This window comes from Acidimicrobiia bacterium (genome assembly GCA_040880805.1).
Classification (GTDB): Bacteria; Actinomycetota; Acidimicrobiia; order IMCC26256; family DASPTH01; genus DASPTH01.
Window position 1 is genome coordinate 1 of sequence record JBBDHW010000004.1, and the last position, 19,531, is coordinate 19,531.

Annotated in this window: 20 protein-coding genes and 1 pseudogene; 8 read left to right on the forward strand and 13 right to left on the reverse strand. The window is 68.7% G+C overall.

The window, feature by feature from the left end; genetic code table 11:
* Positions 1 to 151: 151 nt before the first annotated feature.
* The 10 genes and pseudogenes from WD271_00805 to WD271_00850 all read right to left on the reverse strand — a co-directional run bounded on the left by WD271_00805 (position 152) and on the right by WD271_00850 (position 7,599).
* Positions 152 to 1,041 (reverse strand): annotated as a pseudogene (locus tag WD271_00805) (SDR family NAD(P)-dependent oxidoreductase).
* Complete coding sequence (locus WD271_00810; protein MEX1006367.1) at positions 1,038 to 1,793, reverse strand: enoyl-CoA hydratase; 756 nt, start codon at positions 1,791 to 1,793, stop codon at positions 1,038 to 1,040. Before WD271_00810 ends, WD271_00805 begins: the two are co-directional and overlap by 4 nt.
* 1 nt (position 1,794) lies before the next feature.
* Complete coding sequence (locus tag WD271_00815; protein ID MEX1006368.1) at positions 1,795 to 2,700, reverse strand: VOC family protein; 906 nt, start codon at positions 2,698 to 2,700, stop codon at positions 1,795 to 1,797.
* Between the two features lie 2 nt (positions 2,701 to 2,702).
* Positions 2,703 to 3,551 (reverse strand): acyl-CoA thioesterase II, encoded by an 849-nt coding sequence (locus tag WD271_00820; GenBank protein MEX1006369.1) that lies wholly within the window; start codon positions 3,549 to 3,551, stop codon positions 2,703 to 2,705.
* Between the two features lie 79 nt (positions 3,552 to 3,630).
* A complete protein-coding gene (locus WD271_00825) occupies positions 3,631 to 3,777 on the reverse strand; it encodes a hypothetical protein (GenBank protein MEX1006370.1) in 147 nt (48 codons plus the stop codon).
* 7 nt (positions 3,778 to 3,784) lie between these two features.
* On the reverse strand, positions 3,785 to 3,955 hold the full coding sequence (locus WD271_00830) for a hypothetical protein (protein MEX1006371.1): 171 nt from the start codon (positions 3,953 to 3,955) through the stop codon (positions 3,785 to 3,787).
* Between the two features lie 228 nt (positions 3,956 to 4,183).
* On the reverse strand, positions 4,184 to 5,239 hold the full coding sequence (locus WD271_00835) for a phosphotransferase family protein (protein MEX1006372.1): 1,056 nt from the start codon (positions 5,237 to 5,239) through the stop codon (positions 4,184 to 4,186).
* Positions 5,239 to 6,027 carry an enoyl-CoA hydratase-related protein gene (locus WD271_00840; protein ID MEX1006373.1) on the reverse strand — a complete coding sequence of 263 codons (789 nt, stop codon included), beginning with the start codon at positions 6,025 to 6,027 and terminating at the stop codon, positions 5,239 to 5,241. Before WD271_00840 ends, WD271_00835 begins: the two co-directional genes overlap by 1 nt.
* Complete coding sequence (locus WD271_00845; GenBank protein MEX1006374.1) at positions 6,024 to 6,476, reverse strand: VOC family protein; 453 nt, start codon at positions 6,474 to 6,476, stop codon at positions 6,024 to 6,026. The genes WD271_00840 and WD271_00845 overlap by 4 nt, the downstream gene beginning before the upstream one ends.
* 85 nt (positions 6,477 to 6,561) lie before the next feature.
* Positions 6,562 to 7,599 (reverse strand): alcohol dehydrogenase catalytic domain-containing protein, encoded by a 1,038-nt coding sequence (locus tag WD271_00850; GenBank protein MEX1006375.1) that lies wholly within the window; start codon positions 7,597 to 7,599, stop codon positions 6,562 to 6,564.
* A 124-nt stretch (positions 7,600 to 7,723) separates the two neighbouring features.
* On the opposite strand from WD271_00850, the gene WD271_00855 reads away from it, so the two are divergent.
* Both WD271_00855 and WD271_00860 read left to right on the forward strand, forming a co-directional pair.
* Positions 7,724 to 8,833 (forward strand): hypothetical protein, encoded by a 1,110-nt coding sequence (locus WD271_00855; protein MEX1006376.1) that lies wholly within the window; start codon positions 7,724 to 7,726, stop codon positions 8,831 to 8,833.
* 109 nt (positions 8,834 to 8,942) lie between these two features.
* Complete coding sequence (locus WD271_00860) at positions 8,943 to 9,959, forward strand: hypothetical protein (protein MEX1006377.1); 1,017 nt, start codon at positions 8,943 to 8,945, stop codon at positions 9,957 to 9,959.
* Here the strand turns inward: WD271_00860 and WD271_00865 are convergent.
* Positions 9,937 to 10,809: a phytanoyl-CoA dioxygenase family protein gene (locus WD271_00865; GenBank protein MEX1006378.1), complete on the reverse strand. Its 873-nt coding sequence runs from the start codon at positions 10,807 to 10,809 to the stop codon at positions 9,937 to 9,939. The genes WD271_00860 and WD271_00865 overlap by 23 nt on opposite strands.
* A gap of 22 nt (positions 10,810 to 10,831) precedes the next feature.
* Here WD271_00865 and WD271_00870 point away from each other — a divergent pair, with 22 nt between their 5' ends.
* From WD271_00870 to WD271_00895, 6 genes are read left to right on the forward strand one after another with little or no spacing between them, the layout of a single operon-like run.
* The gene (locus WD271_00870; protein ID MEX1006379.1) at positions 10,832 to 11,608 is read left to right on the forward strand and encodes an enoyl-CoA hydratase/isomerase family protein; all 777 of its coding nucleotides are present in this window, start codon (positions 10,832 to 10,834) and stop codon (positions 11,606 to 11,608) included.
* On the forward strand, positions 11,608 to 12,759 hold the full coding sequence (locus WD271_00875; GenBank protein MEX1006380.1) for an acyl-CoA dehydrogenase family protein: 1,152 nt from the start codon (positions 11,608 to 11,610) through the stop codon (positions 12,757 to 12,759). Before WD271_00870 ends, WD271_00875 begins: the two co-directional genes overlap by 1 nt.
* Positions 12,759 to 13,706, forward strand: a complete 948-nt coding sequence (locus WD271_00880; GenBank protein ID MEX1006381.1) for an acyl-CoA dehydrogenase family protein — start codon at positions 12,759 to 12,761, stop codon at positions 13,704 to 13,706. The genes WD271_00875 and WD271_00880 overlap by 1 nt, the downstream gene beginning before the upstream one ends.
* Positions 13,703 to 14,539 (forward strand): MaoC/PaaZ C-terminal domain-containing protein, encoded by an 837-nt coding sequence (locus WD271_00885; protein MEX1006382.1) that lies wholly within the window; start codon positions 13,703 to 13,705, stop codon positions 14,537 to 14,539. The genes WD271_00880 and WD271_00885 overlap by 4 nt, the downstream gene beginning before the upstream one ends.
* A gap of 22 nt (positions 14,540 to 14,561) precedes the next feature.
* A complete protein-coding gene (locus tag WD271_00890; protein MEX1006383.1) occupies positions 14,562 to 16,865 on the forward strand; it encodes an arylsulfatase in 2,304 nt (767 codons plus the stop codon).
* 2 nt (positions 16,866 to 16,867) lie between these two features.
* A complete protein-coding gene (locus WD271_00895; protein MEX1006384.1) occupies positions 16,868 to 18,091 on the forward strand; it encodes a cytochrome P450 in 1,224 nt (407 codons plus the stop codon).
* A gap of 83 nt (positions 18,092 to 18,174) precedes the next feature.
* On the opposite strand, the gene WD271_00900 is transcribed toward WD271_00895, so the two are convergent.
* Both WD271_00900 and WD271_00905 read right to left on the reverse strand, forming a co-directional pair.
* Positions 18,175 to 19,098: an LLM class flavin-dependent oxidoreductase gene (locus WD271_00900; GenBank protein ID MEX1006385.1), complete on the reverse strand. Its 924-nt coding sequence runs from the start codon at positions 19,096 to 19,098 to the stop codon at positions 18,175 to 18,177.
* Positions 19,095 to 19,520, reverse strand: a complete 426-nt coding sequence (locus WD271_00905) for a nuclear transport factor 2 family protein (GenBank protein ID MEX1006386.1) — start codon at positions 19,518 to 19,520, stop codon at positions 19,095 to 19,097. Before WD271_00905 ends, WD271_00900 begins: the two co-directional genes overlap by 4 nt.
* Between the last annotated feature and the right edge of the window lie 11 nt (positions 19,521 to 19,531).

Consider the following 19,531-nt stretch of genomic DNA (forward strand, 5'->3'; position numbering starts at 1 on the left):
ACCGTCGTGCTTGGCGTGTCGTCGATCGATTCACACCCGTACCCCTGTCCCTGCCCGGCTACGTGCCCGAGAGTATACGCCACGCTCCGTGGTGAGAAAACCGCCGCGCTCAGCGGATCCGATCGGCCGACCTTGGTAACGCCAAAACGTGTCAGAGGTCACGGAGCCAGCCGCGGCGGCCGAGCTCGGGGTGGAGCACGTCGTCGCTCCAGAGGATCTGCCCGGTTGTCGTTTCCGGGTCGGCCAGCGCGAGTCGCACGGTCGCCTCGGCGAAGTCTTCGGGGCTCGCCCAGTCGGTCTCGCCGGAGGCGGCGACCAGATTGCCCGGCGTGATCACGGGCTCCGACGGGCTGAGCACGTTCACCGCGATGCCGAGCGGCGCCATCTCGACGGCGACCGCCTGCGTGAGATGGTGGAGCGCCGCCTTGTTCCCGCCGTGGCGATCGGGCCCAGGCGACCCGGCCGTTCGTAGGGACCCTCGCCGGGAACGAACGCGGCGAGCGAGCTGATGTTGACGATCGCGCCGCACCCCGCGTCGATCATGTCGGGGAGGACGAGTTGCATCAACCGGTACGACGCGAACAGACCGACCTCGAAGTGGAGGCGGAAGCCCTTCAGTGGGAAGTCGAGGAACGAGCCTGGGCCGAGCCGCGCGTCGCGAGCCGGTGGAGTCGTCCGACGCGGCTTCTCGGCGACATTTGCACCGGCGGTCGTCGGCGGCCGCCCGGGCACGGTGACCGCCGCGTTGTTGACGAGCAGCGTGATCGGCCCGAGTTCGGCGCGCGCGACGTCGACCAGAGGCTCGACGTCGTCGGGCTGCGCGAGGTCGGCGCGGATCGCGAGCGCGCGGCCACCTTCGGCTTCGATCTCGGCAACCGTCTCGTGCACCGTTCCCGGCAGCCGCTCGTCCCAGACCGCTTCAGTCCGCGCCGCGACCGCGACGGACGCTCCTTCACGCGCGAACGCCAGCGCGATCGCCTTCCCGATGCCGCGGCTCGCGCCCGTGACGATGGCGGTCCGTTCCGCCAGCCGGCCTGTCATGTGCCCTGCTTGCGCTGCTCACGCGACCGCGCGAGTACCGCCTCCCGATACTGGGCGATGTCGGACTCCGACGTGCTCAGCGACCCGCCGCGCTGGTGCTCGGCGTGGATGCGCCGCGCTTCCTCGATGGGCACGCCCGTACTCGCGTCCCAGTCGCGTCGCATCCGGGCGACCATCTCACGGTCCTGTTCGGCGATCGCCCGCGCGAGCTCGAGCGCGTAGGGCACCAGCTCGTCGTGCGGCACCACGTGGTTGGCGATCCCGATGCGCTCCGCGGTCGCGGCGTCGACGAAGTTGCCGGTCAGCGACATCTCGCGCGCCCACGCCATGCCGACACGGCGCGGCAGGTCGACGAGCACGGGACCGGGATAGACACCGACGCGAAGATGCGTGTCGGCGAACGCGGCGCGCTCGGACGCGACGATGAAGTCACACGCGAGCGCGAGCTCGAAGCCGCCGGTGACCGCCGGCCCGTTCACCGCCGCGATCGTCGGTACCGCCGACTCGGCCACCGTCTGGTTGAACGGCGGGAGGTCGGTCATGCTCTCGGTGCCGAGGCTGCGGAGGTCGAGGCCGGCACAGAACGCGGGATCGGCCCCCGTGATCACGATCACCGCCGCGTCCTGCGAATCGCGCACGGCGTCGGACGTGGCCGCGGCGAGCGCCACGTTCATCGCGTTGCGCGATTCGGGCCGGTTGAGCACGATCAGCGCGACGTCACCGTCGCGCGAGAGGTGCACGATCTCGGCCATGTCAGGCGCGGGTATCGCCCGGGATGACGCGGTCGGTGAAGGAGTAGACCGCGTTGAAGCAGTCAGCCGGATCGAGCGTGAACGCGTCACCGCTTCGATCGGCGATACCGACACCCACCTTCTCGACATGGCGTTCGGCGGCGTCGAGGTCGCGCACGGTGAACGTGACCGCGTGAGGTAATTCGCCGTTCTGCTCGAGATCCCGCGCGAGCAGCGAGCCCGACCGTGTCGGTTTCGCGAGCTCGACGACGGTCTCGGTGCCGACGAACACGAACACGCTCTCCGCGTCGGCGGACGATGCCTCGTGGATCACGCGGCCCGCGAGCGCGTCCTCGTACAGCGCGCGTGCGCAATCGAGATCGGTGGCGATCGTGGTGAAGTGCGAGACGTGTTCGATGCCGAGTGGGTGCTCGTCACGCCACCACGAACCGGACCAACCGGGCGTGAACCGCGGATCGTGTGCGCGCCAGAGCTCGTTGAGACCGACGAACTCGATCTGACCGAACGTATCCTTGGGATGGGTAAAGATCGTGTTCCCGGGATCCACGTCACCGTCTGGGAACATTCCGCCGCCGGGCTTCGCGATCCGGGCGCCTCGCGCGCGCAGTCGGTCGAAGAGCGGCTTCACGTCGGGTTCGTCGACGTACCACGCGAGCGAGTGGAAGTGCTGCCGGAAGCGGCCGTGGAACTTCGGAAGCGGCGCCTGCCGGTGTTCCGGTGCCGCGCTCGGCTCGATCACTTCGATCATGAAGTCGCCGATCATCGACAGTGATGCCCAGCGCTTTTCGAAGTCGGCGTACCCCTTGGGCTGGAAGCACCGGGGCGAGAACAGCGCGTCGTACCAGGCGTCGACCTCGTCCATGTCGTCGACCACGTGGATCAGGTGGAAGAACTCCCTGATCGGCATCGCTACATCGCGCGGCGCGGATCGAGCGTGCCCTCGACGCCGCGAACCATGCTGTCCTGCGCGAACGTGGAGACGAGCTGCCCGTCTTCGGTGAACACCGCGCCGCTCCCGTTCACCCGGCCCCGTCCTGCGTACGTGGCCTCCTGCGCGACCAAGAGCCACTGGCCGATGTCGAACCGCTCGTGGAAGTGGCACGTGTGGGCGATGACGCCGGTGGACACGGTCCGGTGCGCGTCGCCGATGTTGACGACGTCGGAGTGCGGACGCATCGCCAGGCCGATGATCATGCCGGGCTGGCACCAGGACAGGATCGCCTGGTTCGCGGCGACCGAGTCGTAGGACTCGGGGTTGCGCATCCAGAAGCCCATCGCGGGAACGCCGTCGGGCGTGGTGGCTTTCGGGTCGTCGAGGGTGCGCGTCTCCACGCCCGGGTACACGAGCGCACCGGCGTCGGGCGCGAGCGCGTCCGGTCCGGGAACATCCGGCATCGTCGGGCCGTGCCGCATGAGGTCGGGTTCGATGGTGTTGAGCAGCACGAGGCTCCGCGACAGCAGGCGCTCGCCCTGCCGCGCGGTGATCGTGTCGCTCCCCCACGCACGACCCGAGTGCATCGACTCGAGCGAGAGCTCCATCGGGCCGCCGCTGTACGTGCCGGCCCGGGCGAAGATCGCGTGAATCGATTTCACGTCCTTGCCACTGTCGACCGCGCGGTCGGACGCCATGATCATCTGCGCGAGAATCTGGCCGCTGAACACGACGTCGCGCCCTTCGGGATCGTCCGCCGGGTGTGGCGCCGCGTAGCGACCGTCGCCCAGGTCTCCGAGTTGCAGCACTGCGGGGAGCTCAGCCATGCCATTTCCTTCGGCTCGCGGGCGCGGAACGCTACCAGCGGTACAGACTGGGATCCCCCAGGCGCGCGCCGGGTCCTCGTCAGTGGTATTGGCGAATGACGATCGCGGGCGGGAAGAGGTACGGCAGGACGATGTACTCGATCCACACGCCACTGTCGTCAACTGCGGCGAACATGGTCTCCCACGCCTCGTACGAGTCCCGTGTGACGACGACCCACTCGCTCACGAATGCGCTACTTGGCCTGTTCCTCTTCGAGCTTCTGCTCGATGAAGTCACCCTCGTCGGGGAGCAGTCCTGCGTCAGCGAGGCGGCGGATCTCTCGAGACCAAGCGCGGGCCAAGGCGTCCTCTTCGGGGCTGCGGTCCGCTGCTGGGCCCGGCCGGCTCGTCGACGCCATCGTCACGCCCTTCTCTCTCACCACCCTACTGGGCTCGGGCTTCGCGGGAGCCCACCGTCAGACTCGACCCACTTGGCATCGCCCACGAGCGCCTGCGTGAACGTGGCGTACTCGTCGATGCCAGCCACCGTGAATGCCGCTCCCGCGTTCGCGCCCGTGCGGGAGCGCTCTCTCTGGCTCTGTCGGGGATCTCGCGCTCGCGCCCGCCGCCGACTGACGCCGAGGCGGGCGTGATCAGGCCGACTCGATGAGCTCGCGAGTGAGCTGCGCGACCGGGTTCTCGACCGCCATCTCGGGAACACCCATCGATTCCGCGAGGCGAACCATCACCAGGCAGAACTGGAATCCCCCGAGCCGTTCGTAGAAGTCGACGTTTGTGGCGGGTCGACCGCGCAGCCGTTCCCATTCGGCGATCGTCTCGTCACGGTCGAGCATCCCCTCGGGCAACGGCACGCCGGTGCCCTCGGTGTGAAAGCGCTGGAGGAACACCCACCAGCCGAGATCCGATTCGCTGTTGCCGAGCGACACCATCTCCCAGTCGAACACGCCGATCACGTCGGTACCGCGGAACATCTCGTTGCCGGGACGCGCGTCGCCCCAGCACAGCTCGACGTGCGCGCCGTCGTCCGGCCAGTTCGCGTCGAGCCACTTCCACGCGTGGTCGATCACGGGGTGGGGCTCGTTTTTCGTGGTCCAGCGCCGGTAGTTGTCGAGGTAGTTGTGGCGCTGTTCCGGGCCGAGTGCGCCGTGGTGCGCCTGGTCGAGGTAGTCGAAGCCGACTGCGCGCCAGTCGACTGCGTGCACGCGCGTCATCGCTTCGATCGCGTTGCGATGCCACCGTCGACGAGCGTCGGCGTCCATCTCCATCACGAACCCGACGGTGGTGTACGGCGGGCTGTCGCCCGGCACGAGCCCGTGGAGCCGGTCCATCACGAAGAACGGCCGGCCGAGGACTGCGGGATCGGCTTCGGCCCACCGCATCCTCGCCACCGGAACGTCGGTGTGCTCCCCGAGCAGTTGCATCGTGCGGAACTGCTGGTTCACGAGGTCGGCTTCGGGGAAGAGCACGTTGCTGGGTGCCTGGCCGCGTACGACGAGCTCCACTTCTTGGTCACCATCGTGGTCGGTCCATGCTGCGTCTACGAGGAACGTTTCGTTCGAGAACCCGCTCGTCTGCGGGATCACCACGTGGAGGATCCGCACGTCGCGCGCGTCGGGCATCTGCCGTGCCATCCACGGCCCGAGCGCAGCCTCGAGCTCCTCGGGCTCGAGCTGTCCTGCGACCGGCATCAACGCCCCTCGTACGTGGCCGGGCGCTTCTCCACGAACGACTGCACACCCTCTTGGAAGTCGGCGGTCCGCATGAGCTGACGGAGCTCTGCCATCACGAAGTGCGCGTTGGCCTCGAACGTGGAGTCCATTGCGAACCGCATGCCGCGCTTGGCCGCCGCGACCGCGAGCGGCGGGTTCGCCGCGAGCTCGTCGGCCCATCGACGCGCTTCGGCCATGAGCTCGTCGGGCGCGACGACCGTGTTGCACATGCCGAGCCGCTCGATCTCGCGCGCGTCCAGCTTGCGTGCAAGCAACACCACCTCGCAGGCCTTCTGCCACCCGATCAGTCGGGGCAGCAGCCATGTACCCCCGCTCTCGGGGACGAGGCTGCGGCGCACCGGCGACACGAAGCTCGCCTGTTCGGAGGCAATGAGCAGGTCGCAGCCGAGGGCGAGGTCCATGCCGTAACCCGAGGCAGGGCCGTTGAGCGCGCAGATCACGGGTGTGTCGATGCGGCGCAGCACGAAGGGCGGGTGCTCGCTGATCGCGATACCGGTGGTGCTCCCGCCCTCGCCGATGCCCGCGGTCCTCGAGGCGACGTCTTGGAGGTCGAGTCCCGAACAGAACCCGCGACCGGCGCCGGTGAGGATGATCGCCCGCACCTTGCGGGTGTGCTCGCAACGGAGCAACAGCTCCGAGAGCTGGGCGAGCATGTCGGTGCTGATCGCGTTGAGGCGCTCGGGCCGGTTGAGCGTGATGAGCCCGACGTACCCGTCGTGCTCGAAGAGGACGTCGGTCTCGCTCATGGCTCGCGGCGCGTGATGTTCTGCAGCTCGATCGTGAGCGGCAGCGCGAACCCGATGTACACGCTGGTGAGTGTGTACTCGTGCACGGGACCGCGCGTGATACGCGAGTGGATGTCGGTGACGCGGACGCGGTCGTCAGTTTCCTGCCGCTTCTTCGCCTTGGCGACGATCTCTTCGATCTCTTCGCAGGTCGACACCTGGAGACCGAAGTGGTCGACCGTCGTCGCGGTCGACGCGTCACCGGGCACCAGGAACACGAACTGCCCGAACTCTCCCGTGTACATGATGAGGGGGTTCCCCTGTTCCCCCGTGTTGTCACCTTCGGTCCACCCGAACACGTCGCCGTAGAAATCGAGGATCTCCTTGCGACCGTTGTCGTCGAGCAAGTCTCGATCCATGGTGATCGCCACGTGGTTGAGTCGCGGCCTGTACTCCGGTTCGGCACTCATGCTGTCCCGCTCTCGGCGCTCCGCGCCGGGCCGCTCAGGCCCCGCTTCGCTGCTCGCCGGGATACCCGGCTCGCGGCCGCTCCGCTCATGCTGACACCTCCGGTCGGATCATGACCTTGCCTGGTACCTCGCCCCTCGCGCAACGCTGCATCACGTCGAAGAGGCCGTCGAGCAACACGTCGACCGGCTCGATGAGCTCGTCGAGCGGCATCCTGCCCGACGCGAGCAGATCGAGCGCGGGGCCGAAGCCTTCGGCGTCGTAGTTGAACGCCCCGACGATGGTGCTCTCGAGGATGATGACGCGGTTGTGGTTCACGCGCGGGTACTTCATGCTCGTACCGACGAACACGAGCGTGCCGGCGTAGTCGAGCTGGTCGAGCCCCGCCTCGGCGGCCTCGCCGCGTCCCGAGCACTCGAACACCACGGAGTACGGCTCGGCGGCGCGGGCTCCGCGGCTCGCGGGCGGGAGCTCGTCGGGCGAGATCACGCGCGCCGCGCCGACCGCGAGCGCGCGCTCACGCCGCGCCGGTGCCGGCTCCGACACGGTGATGTCGTCCACGCCCTTCGCCTTCAGCACCGCAGTGACGAGCATCCCGACCGGCCCGGCGCCGGTGACGAGCACGCAGTCTTCGGGCGTGACCCCCGAGAGCGTGACGGCGTGGATCGCGACGGCGGTGGGCTCCGTGAGCGCCGCGTCCCTCGTCGACAGTGAGTCGGGTATCCGCAGGAGCCGGTCCGCCGACACGGTCGTGTACTGAGCGAACGCCCCCCGGTGCCCACCGCCCGGGTCCGCCATCTGCGGACGGTTGAGGCAGACCGACGGCCGGCCCCGACGGCACGCTCGGCACTCGCCACACCCTGGGCCCGGTCCGGCGACGACGCGGTCGCCTGGCTTCCACCCGGTCACGTTGTCGCCCACCGCGGCGATGGTGCCCGCCCATTCGTGACCGAGGCCCGACCCCGGCCTCCCCATGTTCTCGAGGACGAGGTGGAGGTCCGTGCCGCAGATGCCGCAGTGCGACACCGCGATGCGGACCTGGTCCGGTCCGAGCCCGGGCACCTCCACGCGCTGCACCTCGATCGCACCATCGCCCAGATACACAACTGCCGGCATCGTCTCCATGGGACCAAGCGTTGCACAACTCGCCCGGACGCGCCCGGGCCGACCGGCCGCGGCACCGTTCGGGAGCGGCGTAGGCTCACCCGCAGACGTGGCCGAGGAGACTTGACTCCGAGGAGGAATTGCCATGAGTGAGCACGGTCCGCAGGTCGGAACGCCCGCCATCGAGTCGGTCGGCCCGATCACGTTCGGTCCCGACAACGTGTTGTTCGTCGCCGACAACGTCACCGCGAACGTGTTCGCCATCGCCGTATCCGACGAGGGTGGCGCCGACGACGACGCGAGCGGCGTGGATGCGTTCGACCTCGACGACATCGACACGTTGCTCGCGGCCTTCTTGGGCTGCGGCGTCGATGACGTGATCATCCGCGACCTCGCCGTGCACCCGCGCACCCACAACGTCTACCTCTCGGTGATGCGCGGTCGCGGCAACGAGGGGACCCCGTTGCTCGTCAAGATCGACCACCGGAGCGGTTCGTTGGCCGACGTTCCACTCGACGACGTGGCGTTCTCGCAGGTTGCCATCGCGAACGCACCGAGCGAAAGCGACGAGCGCACCGACGTCCAGTTCGCCGAACCGCCGGAGGGCGAAGAAGTCGAGATTGCTGGACACACTCTCCGCTTCGCCCGCCCGCCGGCACGCACAGCCACCGTCACCGACATGGCCTACGTCGACGGCATGCTCATCGTCGCCGGCATGTCGAACGAAGAGTTCTCCTCGACGCTTCGGCGCATCCCGTTCCCGTTCACCGGCGAGATCGCCGACAGCAACCTCGAGATCTTCCACGTGTCGCACGGGAAGTGGGAGACCGCCGCACCGATCCGCACGTTCGTGCCCTACGACGCGGGCCGGAGCATCCTCGCCAGCTACACCTGCACGCCGCTCGTGCACTTCTCGCTCAACGACCTGGCGTCGGGTGCCCAAGCCAAGGGACGCACGGTCGCGGAGTTGGGTGCCATGAACCAGCCGCTCGACATCGTGTCGTACACGTTGGGCGGCAACGAGTACCTCCTGATCGCGCACAGCACGCACCCGTTGATGAAGATCGCGTGCAACGACATCGACACCCAGGAAGCGCTCACCGAGCCGCGCGAGCCGCGTGGCGTGCCACGTGAAGAGATCGACATTCCCGGCGTGAAGAAGCTGGCCAACTTCAACGGCGACTACGTGCTCGCGATGCAGCGCGACGAGTCGGGAACACGTCATCTTCGTTCGCTGAAGACGGCGTCGCTCTGACCGTCGAGTCGAACGCGGTCGTTTGCGGCTCGCATGGTCGTGCCACCAGGGCGATGACTGCCTGCGGCTGACGGGCTGGTCGCCCCGCGCGCTCCACTCCCTGCGCGCCATGCCTGAGACCGACCTCGCGCGCCGACTGCCCGTCTACGCGACTGAGCTGGTCGGGCCCTCGTCTCCCACCCTGCCGGCGCCGCCAGGAGTCGGAGGGCGCTACGACGTCGACGACGATGCCGTGTGCTTCCTGCCGAAGTACCCGTTCCTCGCCGGCACGTCGTACACGGTGCTCGTCCACCACTCGGTCGACCGCGACGACGGCGTGATCACGTTCGAGCTCGAGGACTTCGAGCCGGTCACGATCCTGCGTCCCCTCGCGTCGTCCGAACCGACGACGCGAGTGGTCGAGATCTATCCGACGGCCGCCAGCCTTCCTCGCAATCACCTCCGGTTCTACGTGCACTTCTCGAACCCGATGAGCGAGGGGTTCGTGGACGCCCACGTCCACGTCGTGCGCGCGGACACCGGCGAACCACTCGTTGCCGCGTTCCTCCCCATGGAACACGAGCTGTGGGATCCGGAACGGCGGCGGGTGACCATCCTGTTCGATCCGGCGCGCATCAAGCGCGGGCTCGCCCCGCACGAGGAAGCGGGATACGCGTTACGCGAGGGTGTACCTGTGGCGCTCGTCGTCGCCGACGACTTCGTCGACGCCGACGGCCGGCAACTCGCCTCCGGTAGTTCCCGCCGCTACGACGTGAGCGGCGACGTCCACAAGCGGGTAGACCCGAACGAGTGGGAGCTCGCGTCACCGGCCGGCGGCACGCTCCGTCCTCTGGTCGTTCGCTTCGACCGTCCTCTCGACCACGCGCTGCTCCACCGGTGCCTCGCAGTCGTCGACGGCAACGATCGCCGAGTGGCCGGGCGCGTCTCCGTGCCGGCCGGCGAAGGATCCTGGGCGTTCACCCCGACAACACCCTGGCCACGCGCCGGCCTCCGGCTGATCGTCGACACCACGCTCGAGGACCTGGCCGGCAACTCCGTCGCGAGAGTCTTCGATCGTGACCTCTCCGACGCCGACCACGCGCCAATCGCGGTCGGTGAGTGGATCAGTGTTGCGATTGGGTCGTGACCGCGATTGCGATGAGCTTGGCGACGTCGGGTGTGTCACCGCGGAAGTCGTAGGGCAGGTCGGCACCGAGCAGGCGCGTGAACCGCGAGTCGTTCGCGATCAGCCGCTCGATGTCGTCGGGGTCGTACGCCTCGAACGCCCGGATGTGCGGCCGGGAGAAGCTCGTGTGGAGCGCGATCCGGCGGCCGGGCGCGGTGCGCTCGCCGCTCCGGTGCCACGTGTGTCCCGTCCACAGCACGATGGACCCTCGCGGCGCGACCACGGGCACTGCTTCTTCCAGCCCTTCACCCGGCCGGGGATGGCGGTACCGGTGGTTGCTGCCCGGCACGAGGTGCGTCGATCCCAGCTCGCCGTCGAAGTCGTCGCAGCACCAGATCGCGGTGGCGACGTGGACCTGCGGCGGGAACGGATCGGGGAAGAACTGGTTGTCGGCATGCAGCGGACCAGCGCGTGCTCCGTGTTCGAGGATGCTCCCAGTCGCGACCTGGGCCACGTACCCCTCGCCGAGGAGGTAGCCCATCAAGGCCGTGAGCTTCGGCGTGAGCACCGCCTCGGCAACCGCGTCGCTCCGGCACAGGAGCCGGTAGACCATCGAGGTGTTCGGGCCGAAGTTGAACGGCTCCTCGCCCTTCGCCCGCACCGCGTCGGTCACTTCGATGATCCCCGCCCGCACGCGGTCGAAGAGCTCGAGCGGAGCCGCGTCTGCCACCACGGTGTACCCGAGCGCGTCGAGCTCGGCCACGTTGCGTTCGAGGCCGTTCGCCCTGACCCGCTCGAGCAGGCGGGCGTGCAGATCGACTGCCGTCGACGAATGGGTGAACCGGCCGAACCCGTTCGTGTCGCCGTCCATTGCGGCCTACGTTAGGCGTCCGATGAGCAGCACCTTCACCACGCTTCGCGTCGAGCGGTCCGCGCACGTCCTCACCGTCACGCTCGACCGCCCGCAGCAGCGCAACGCGTTCGACTGGACCATGCGGGGAGAGCTCACCGAGCTCTGGACCGACGTCCGTGACGACGACGACGTGCGCTGCGTCGTGGTGACCGGCGCAGGCACGGCGTTCTGTTCGGGCATCGACGTGGGCGACCTCGACGACGAGCGTCGTCCCGCGGGTGAGGGCATCGACGACGAAATCGCGTTCCTGCCGGGCCGGCGCATCCACGTACCGGTCGTGGCGGCGGTGAACGGCGTCTGCGCCGGCGGCGGTCTGCACTTCGTGGCCGACGCCGACATCGCGATCGCCGGCGACAACGCCTGGTTCACCGACCCGCACGTCACCGTCGGCCAGGTGAGCGGCATCGAACCGGTGTCGCTCGGGCTGCGCGTTCCCCTGAATGCGCTCGCCCTCCTCGCGCTCTGCGGGCGCAACGAGCGCTGGGACGCGCGACGCGCGCTCGAGCTCGGCCTGGTGTCCGAAGTGCTGGAGCCCGACCGCCTGCTCGAGCGCGCCAGCGAGATCGCGACGGCGATCGCGGCTGCCTCACCCACCGCGGTGCGCGCGACCCGCGACGTCATCCGCCGCTTCGAAGCTTCGGTCGTCGGGCCGTGGATGGCCGACGGATGGGACGCCGTGCAGCGCCATTGGGACCACCCCGACTCCGACGAGGGCCCGCGCGCATTCGTCGAGCGCCGCGACCCGGACTGGCGGTAATGGACTTCGACTTCGGCGCGGATGCCGACGCGCTGCGCGCCGAACTGCGATCTCTCATCGCCGCCGAGGTCCCGGCCGACTTCCTCGGCGCGTTCACCGACGACCCGAACGACCTGGCAATCGCGCAGCGTTTCTGCGCGCGACTGGCGGCTGAACGCCTCCTCACGCTCGCGTGGCCGGTCGAGTACGGCGGCCGCGGCGGTTCGGTGTGGGACCAGACCGTCGTCCGCGAGGAGATGTGGGCACACCACGAGCCGCGCGGCGCGCAGTACATGGGCGTCAACTGGGTGGGTCCGGCGATCATGGCGTTCGGCACCGACGAGCAGAAGGCGCTGCACCTCCCTGCCATCGGCGCCGGTGAGGTCATCTGGTGCCAGGGGTTCAGTGAGCCCGACGCGGGCTCCGACCTCGCGTCCCTCCGCGCGAAGGCGGTGGCGGTCGACGGCGGCTGGAAGATCACCGGGCAGAAGATCTGGACGTCGTACGCCGAGATGGCGCAATGGTGCGTGCTCGCCGCGCGCGTGGGCAGCGGCGAGAAGAAGCACGACGGCATCACGCTGTTCCTCGTTCCGATGGACACCCTCGGGATCACGGTGCGCCCGATCGCGAGCTCGCTCGGGCGGCACCACCTCAACGAGGTGTTCTTCGACGACGTGGTCGTCGACGACAATGCGGTGCTCGGCGGAGTTGGCAACGGGTGGCAGGCGATCCGGCACGCGCTCGCCTTCGAACGCGTCGGCATCGCGCGGTACGCGCGCTGCGACCGGTTGCTGTCGGCCCTCGAAGCCGAGCTCGGCGACGGCTTCGACGAGCTCCCGCACGCGGTGCGCGCATCCTGGACCCGAGCGTTGGTAGCCGTGCGCGTCGCGCGACTACTCGCCTACCGCGCCACGCACCTCCAGGCGGAAGGCACCCCGGCCGACACGGCCGCGAGCGTCGCCCGCATCGCAGTGACGCAGGCGGACCAGCTCGTCGCGGAAGCGCTGTTCCAGGCCCTCGACAGTTCCAGCCTGCGCGACAAGGCGAGCGGCGCGGTGCTCCACGGCGCGGTGGAGGATCACTACCGGTACGCGCAGGCGGCAACTGTCGCGTCAGGGACGATCGAGATCCAGCGCATGATCGTCGGCCGGTCGACCGTGGGCCGCGCCTGATGGACCCCGTACTCCCCGACTACATCGTCGAGCTGGCCGCGACCGCACGGCGCGCCTTCGCCGAGCTCGGCGGCGTCGACCTCGCGCGTCAAGCGGAAGCCGACCCGCGTGCACGCGAGCTCGCGGGCGACGCGCTCGCTGCGCTCGGCGCGCTCGACATCGACCCGCTGGCCGACGCCGACCAGGCGCTCGCCGCGCTCGCGTTGTGCCGCGAGGCAGGACGTGTAGCGCTTCCGTACCCACTCGAGGCAATGCTCTGCCGGCACGACGGCGCGGTCGTCGTGCTCGTGGACCCCGCCGATCCTCTGGTCGACCACGCTGATCTCCTCGACCCGATGCTCGCGGTCGACCTTGCCGGTCAGGTGCATCACGCGACCGTCGCAGGCCCGGCATTGGGCTCGCGCCTCGGTCCGTTCGCGGTCCCGGTCGAGCTGCAACCGCACGACGGCTTCGCCGACGTGGACGCTCCCGCGACGATCGCGTGGGCGCTGTCGTCGGCGACGGTGCTGGGTTACGTAGAAGGGGCCGTCGACCTCTGCGTCGAGCATGTGCGCACCCGGCACCAGTTCGATCAACGACTCGCCGACTTCCAGGCGGTGCAGTTCCAGATCGCCGACGCCGTGGTCGCGGCAAGCGGCTTGGCCGAGCTCGCGCTGTTCACGGTCTGGCGGATCAGCGAGCTCGGCGCCGGCGCGCGCGTCGATGCGTTGGCCCTCCGACTCCACGCGGCCGACGTCGCGCGCACCGCGATGCGAACCGCGCAACAGTTGCACGGAGCATCCGGAGTCGCCGAGGAGTACGACGTGTCGGTGCTGTGCCGCCGCGTGCAGGCGACCCTCCGCTCCCCGGTGTCGTCGGAGCGCAACCTCGATACGCTCACCGCCGCGATCAGGCAGGAGGGCTTCGCTTCGTTGTTCCCGCACGGCCGCGAACGGGTGAGCACGTGACCCTCGCCCCGATCGAACTCGGCCGTCTGCACGGTCCGTTCCCGGTCACCCTCGATCGCGAGGTGATCCGCCGGTACGCGGCCGCGACCAACGACCCGAACCCCTGCTACCGCGACGGATCGGCCGTCCCGGTGGCGTTCCCGGTGAGCCTGGTGTTCGACGCGCAGACCGCGGGTAACTCCGGTATCCCGCGCGAGGCCTTTGGCATGGCGCGCGCCGTCGTCCACGGCGAGCACGATCTCGTGCTGCACCGCGCGCTCGTGCCCGGCGAAGACCTCGCGATCTTCTCGGAAGCGTCGAGCGTACGGGTCACCCGCGCCGGTACGGGTGTCGTGCTCCGGATCGAGATGCGCGACACGTCCGACGAGATCGTTGCCGAACAGTGGTGGAAGACGTTCTTCGCCGGCGCAGTGCTCGGCGAGGACCGAGGGCCGGAGCCACCCGACCACACGTTTCCCGAGTCGGCACGGGAGGAACGGGTCGGGCAGTACGTCGTACACGTCGACGTCGACCAGCCCACCCGTTACGGGGAGGTCTCCGGCGACTGGTCGCCGCACCACTTCGACCGCGCGGTCGCGCAGGCCGAAGGGTTCTCCGGCGTGTTCCTGCACGGTCTGTGCACGATGGCGATGTGCGGCCAGGCCGTGGTCGAGACGGTTGCCGGCGGCGACCCCACCCGCGTGCGGCGGCTGGCGGTGCGGTTCGCGTCCCCGACCATGCTCGACGACAACCTCGTCGTCGAGATTTTCCGCGCGAGCCCGACCACCTTCGCGTTCGAAGCCACGTGCGCGGGGGCAACAGTGATCAAACACGGGTGGGCAGAGCTGCGCTGAACGCGCTTCTTGGAGGTCTCGGATGACGGCTGATACAGAGTTCGGCGGTGTGATCGGGCGGGATTGGAGCGACTCGACGCCGTGGTGGAGATCCGAGCGCGAGCCACCGCCCGACGCGCCGAACGTGCTGCTGATCGTCCTCGACGATACCGGCTTCGCGCAGCTCGGCTGTTATGGCTCCGACATCTCCACGCCGAACATCGACCGGCTCGCCGCGGGCGGCGTGCGGTTCTCGAACTTTCACACCGCCGCGCTGTGCTCACCGACGCGCGCGTGCCTGCTCACCGGTCGCAACCATCACAGCAACGGCATGGGCCGGGTCGCCGACCTCGCCATGGGCTTCCCGGGCTACTGCGGTGACATCCCACGCGCGAACGGGTTCCTCTCCGAGATCCTCCGACCCCACGGCTACGCGACCTATGCCGTCGGCAAGTGGCACCTCACACCCGACGACGAGACGCACATGGCGGGCGATCGCAGCACCTGGCCGCTCGGTCGCGGCTTCGACCGCTGGTACGGCTTCCACGGCGGCGAGACCCACCAGTTCGTGCCCACGCTCTATTGCGACAACCACTCGGTGCAACCGCCGCGCACGATGGCCGAGGGCTACCACCTGAGCGCCGACCTCGCCGACCGTGCCATCGAGTTCCTGTCCGACCAGCGCAACGCCGACCACGAGCAGCCGTTCTTCCTCTACTTCGCCACGGGCGCATGCCACTCGCCCCACCACGCGCCGCAGGACTGGATCGACCGCTACCGCGGCCAGTTCGACGACGGGTGGGATCGTTGGCGCGAGCGCACGCACGCGCGCCAGCTCGAGGCGGGGATCATCCCGCCGGGAACCGCGCTGTCACCGCGCCCGGAGTGGGTCCCGGCGTGGGACGACCTCCACGAGCCCGACCAGCGAGTCGCGGCCCGCTTCATGGAGTGCTTCGCCGCGTTCCTCTCATACACCGACGCGCAGATCGGCCGGCTCATCGACTTCCTCGAAGAGACCGGCGACCTCGACGACACGATGATCGTGCTCGTGTCCGACAACGGCGCGAGCTCCGAAGGCGGCGCGACCGGTTCCATCAACGACATCCGGATGGTGAACCGCGACCCGGCCGGGCGCAAGGAGATGCGCGACCGCATCGACGAGCTCGGCGGGCCCACGTTGCACAACAACTATCCGTTCGGCTGGACGATGGCCGGGAACACGCCGTTCCGGCGGTGGAAGCGCGAAGTGCACGAGGGCGGCGTGGCCGACCCGTGCATCGTGCGCTGGCCACGGCGCTTCGCGCACAAGGGTGGCGGCATGCGCCGCCAGTTCGCGCACGCGATCGATGTGTTCCCAACCGTGCTCGAGCTCGTGGGCATCGACGCGCCCGAGGAGCTCGGCGGCGTCGAGCAGCGCTCGGTCGAGGGCACGAGCTTCGCCTACCTGCTCCCCGACGATGCTGCCCACGCGCCCGAACAACACCACACGCAGTACTTCGAGATGTTCGGGTCCCGCGGGCTCTATCACCGCGGTTGGAAGGCAGTGACGTTCAAGTCGCTGGGCACGCCCTACGGCGGCAACGACTTCGACACCCCGTTCGACGACGACGTGTGGGAGCTGTACCACGTTGCCGAGGACCCGTCCGAGACACGGGACCTCGCCGATGCCGAGCCCGAGCGACTCGCGTCGCTCGTGGAGATGTGGTGGGAGGAAGCTGCTTGCTACCAGGTGCTTCCCCTGAGCAACCGTGTGTGGGACGCGATCCTGAACCCGCGACCGCGTCGGCTGCGATCGCAGGATCGGTACGTGTATCGGCCGTTCGGCGCGCCCGTGCCGGAGAGCGTCGCGGTGATCGTGCGCAATCGCTCGCACACCATCTCCGCCCACGTCGAGCTGCCGGACGGGATCGTCGCCGAAGGCGTGCTGCTGGCGCTCGGGTGCGTCCTGGGTGGGTTCTCGTTCCACGTGAAGGACGGCCGGCTCCGCTACGTGCACAACTTGTACGGCAAGGATCGTTATGTCGTCACCTCGGACACCGTGATCGGACCGGGGCCTCACACGCTGGAGTTCCGGTTCACGAAGACGGGCGACTCGACCGGAATCGGCGCGCTCTACTGCGACGGTGAGCAGGTCGGTGAAAGCGAGATCCCGCGGTTTACACCCACGTCCTTCAACGGCACCGGTGCCGGCTTGAGTTGCGGCTACGAGCTCGGACCCGCCATCGGCGACGACTACGACGCGCCGTTCCGTTTCAACGCGACGCTGCACCGTGTCGAGGTCAACGTGAGCGACGAGCCGCGCGTCGATCCGCGCGCTCGTTTCGAAGCAATCATGTCGGAGCAGTGACGATGCCGTCGACACCCTTGTCCATCGGCCTGCACGACCCGGCGACCTACGCGCATGGGTTTCCGTACGAGGCGTTCCGCGAGTTGCGCGACAACGAACCGATCTCGCACCACGATCATCCAGCCTGGGAACGTGGCTACTGGGTCGCGACGCGCCACGCTGACGTGCAGCGGGTTTCTCGTGACTGGACCGCGTTCAAGAACGCGCCGCATCCCTTCCTCCCCGACACCGGTCAGTTCGGTGACGACGATCAGGGTGAGTCCCTGCTGCTGATCAGCCTCGACCCGCCCGAGCACTCCAAGCTGCGGAAGATCATCAGCAACGGCTTCACGCCTCGCCGCATCAACGACCTCGCCGGTCACGTGAAGGCCAGAGTCGACTCCGTCATCGATTCGGTTGCCGATCGCGGTGAATGTGACCTCGTGAAGGACATCGCGCTCTGGCTGCCTCTGCACGCGATCGCCGACCTCGTCGGCGTTCCCGAGGAAGACCGGAAGCAAGTGTTCGAATGGACCGAGCTCACCTTCGGGTTCGATCCGTCGGTGCCGCCCGAGGAGCAGATGAACGCCGCGACATCGATGTTCGCGTACGCGGATGCGATGTGCGCCGAGCGTCGTGCACAACCGCGCGACGACCTGATGACCGTGCTGCTCGAAGCCGAGGTGGACGGCGACAAGCTCACCGACATGCAACTGGCGGCCTTCTTCATGCTGCTCCAGAACGCGGGCTCCGAAACCACGCGTAACCTCATCACCACCGGCACGCTTGCACTGTTGCAGCGACCCGATCAGCTGGAATGCCTCCGCGCCGACCCGTCACTGCTCCCCGTCGCGATCGAGGAGCTCTTGCGGCACACCACCCCGGTGATGTCGTTCACGCGGACGGCCACCCGCGATACCGAGATCGCCGGACAGGAGATCCGTGAGGGCGACCACGTGCTCATGGTGTACGCGTCGGCCAACCGCGACGAGCGTGCCTTCGACAATCCGGACGACATCGACATCGCGCGCGAGCCCAACGACCACGTCGCGTTCGGCGCCGGTGGCCCGCACTTCTGCCTCGGTGCACACCTGGCCCGGCTCGAGAGCACGTTGATGTTCGAGGAGATCCTGACGCGCTTCGAGGGACTCGAGGTCACCGCCGACCCGGCCACACTCCCCCGCGTCTACTCGAACCTCATCGACGGCTTCGCCGAGATGCCGGTCCGCTGGTCCGCGGTGCGCTGATCCGCGTGCGTCGGCTTTCGGAACTCGGCATGAAGAAGATCGATGTAGCCGCGCTGCGCGCGGCCGCCGAACGGGCCTAGCTCCTATCGAGAGGTGGCTTCTCCGCGAGTGAGAGCGGGCATCACGTCTCGTGCGAAGCGCTCCAATGGCGACGTGTCAGTGCTGCCGAATCGCAACGTGATGTGGTCGACGCCGGCTCCGGCGAGCAAGCGGAGGTCACCGATCAGATCGTCGGGCGATCCGACGAGGCGCGGCCGCCCGTCGGGGGCGATCCATGGCGGCGGGGCGTAGTGGAATTCCGAGTCGGCGGGCGCTCGTTCCGGCGACGGCGGCCATCCACTTGCCGGCTCGTCGGTGAACTGGGTGAATCGCGCGCTGAAGGAGAACGTGAACTGCCCGTCGATGCCCTCCTCTCTTCTGATCTCCAGGATCCGCCGCCGCGCCGCCGCGTAGTCCTCGGCCGGCAACCACAACGGATGCCACCCATCACCCAGCAGGGCCGCGCGGCGTCGGGCCTTCGCGCTGTTGCCGCCGACCCAGATCGGGACGGGCGCCGGGGCCTGCACGACGGAGAATCCCGCGGGCGGGCTCCGCACTGTCCGCAACCACTCTTCTGTGCGCGTCGCCCGGTCGTCATAACTGGCGCCGAGCACCTCGAACTCGCCCCGCAGATAACCGATCCCGACGCCGAGGATCAACCGGTCACCGGCGAGGCGACCCAGAGTCCCCGCCATTGCGGCCACGACCAAGGGGTGACGGTACGGGGCGACCAAGACATCCGTCCCGAACCGGAGTCGACGGGTGGCCCCCAGTCCCCAGGCACAGGTCGCCAACGGCTCGAGGAACGGCGGCGACAGATTCACCGCCGCCGCGTAGTCGGGAACGGCCACGTGATCGGGGAGCCATGCTGAATCGAAGCCCAACTCCTCGCCGGCGGCGACGAGCTCGGCAACGGCTGCACCGTTGGCACCCGCGCCGTACGCCGGAACCGCGAACCCGAACTTCACGCGAAGTGGCGAGACTGGTCGCCGACCAGATCGACGATGAACACGCGCTCGGCGAACTGCCAGCCCCTTGGCCCTCGCCGGTATTGGTCGTGGTAGCGCCCGGTGAGGATGGTCTCGATCGGTGACCCCGCGTCGATTCCCTGCAACACCGTGTAGGAGCACCGCCCCGTCGCCACGCTCGCCCCGTCGACGAGGTCGATGGTCAAGTTGGTGATGAGATGGCGGGTCTTGGGTGTGCCGTCGTAGAGGATCACCCGGTCGTACACACTCTTGATCTGTTCCCGTTCCCGCCGGACCTCGCCGGTGCTGCCCGAACGCCATGCCGCGTCCGCGAACAGGTCCACGACCCCTCCGATGTCGCCGCCATCGAGCAGTTCCGCGTAGCGGTACACCAACGCGGTGATCTCTTCGCGGTCCCCCACTCGCGGACAAG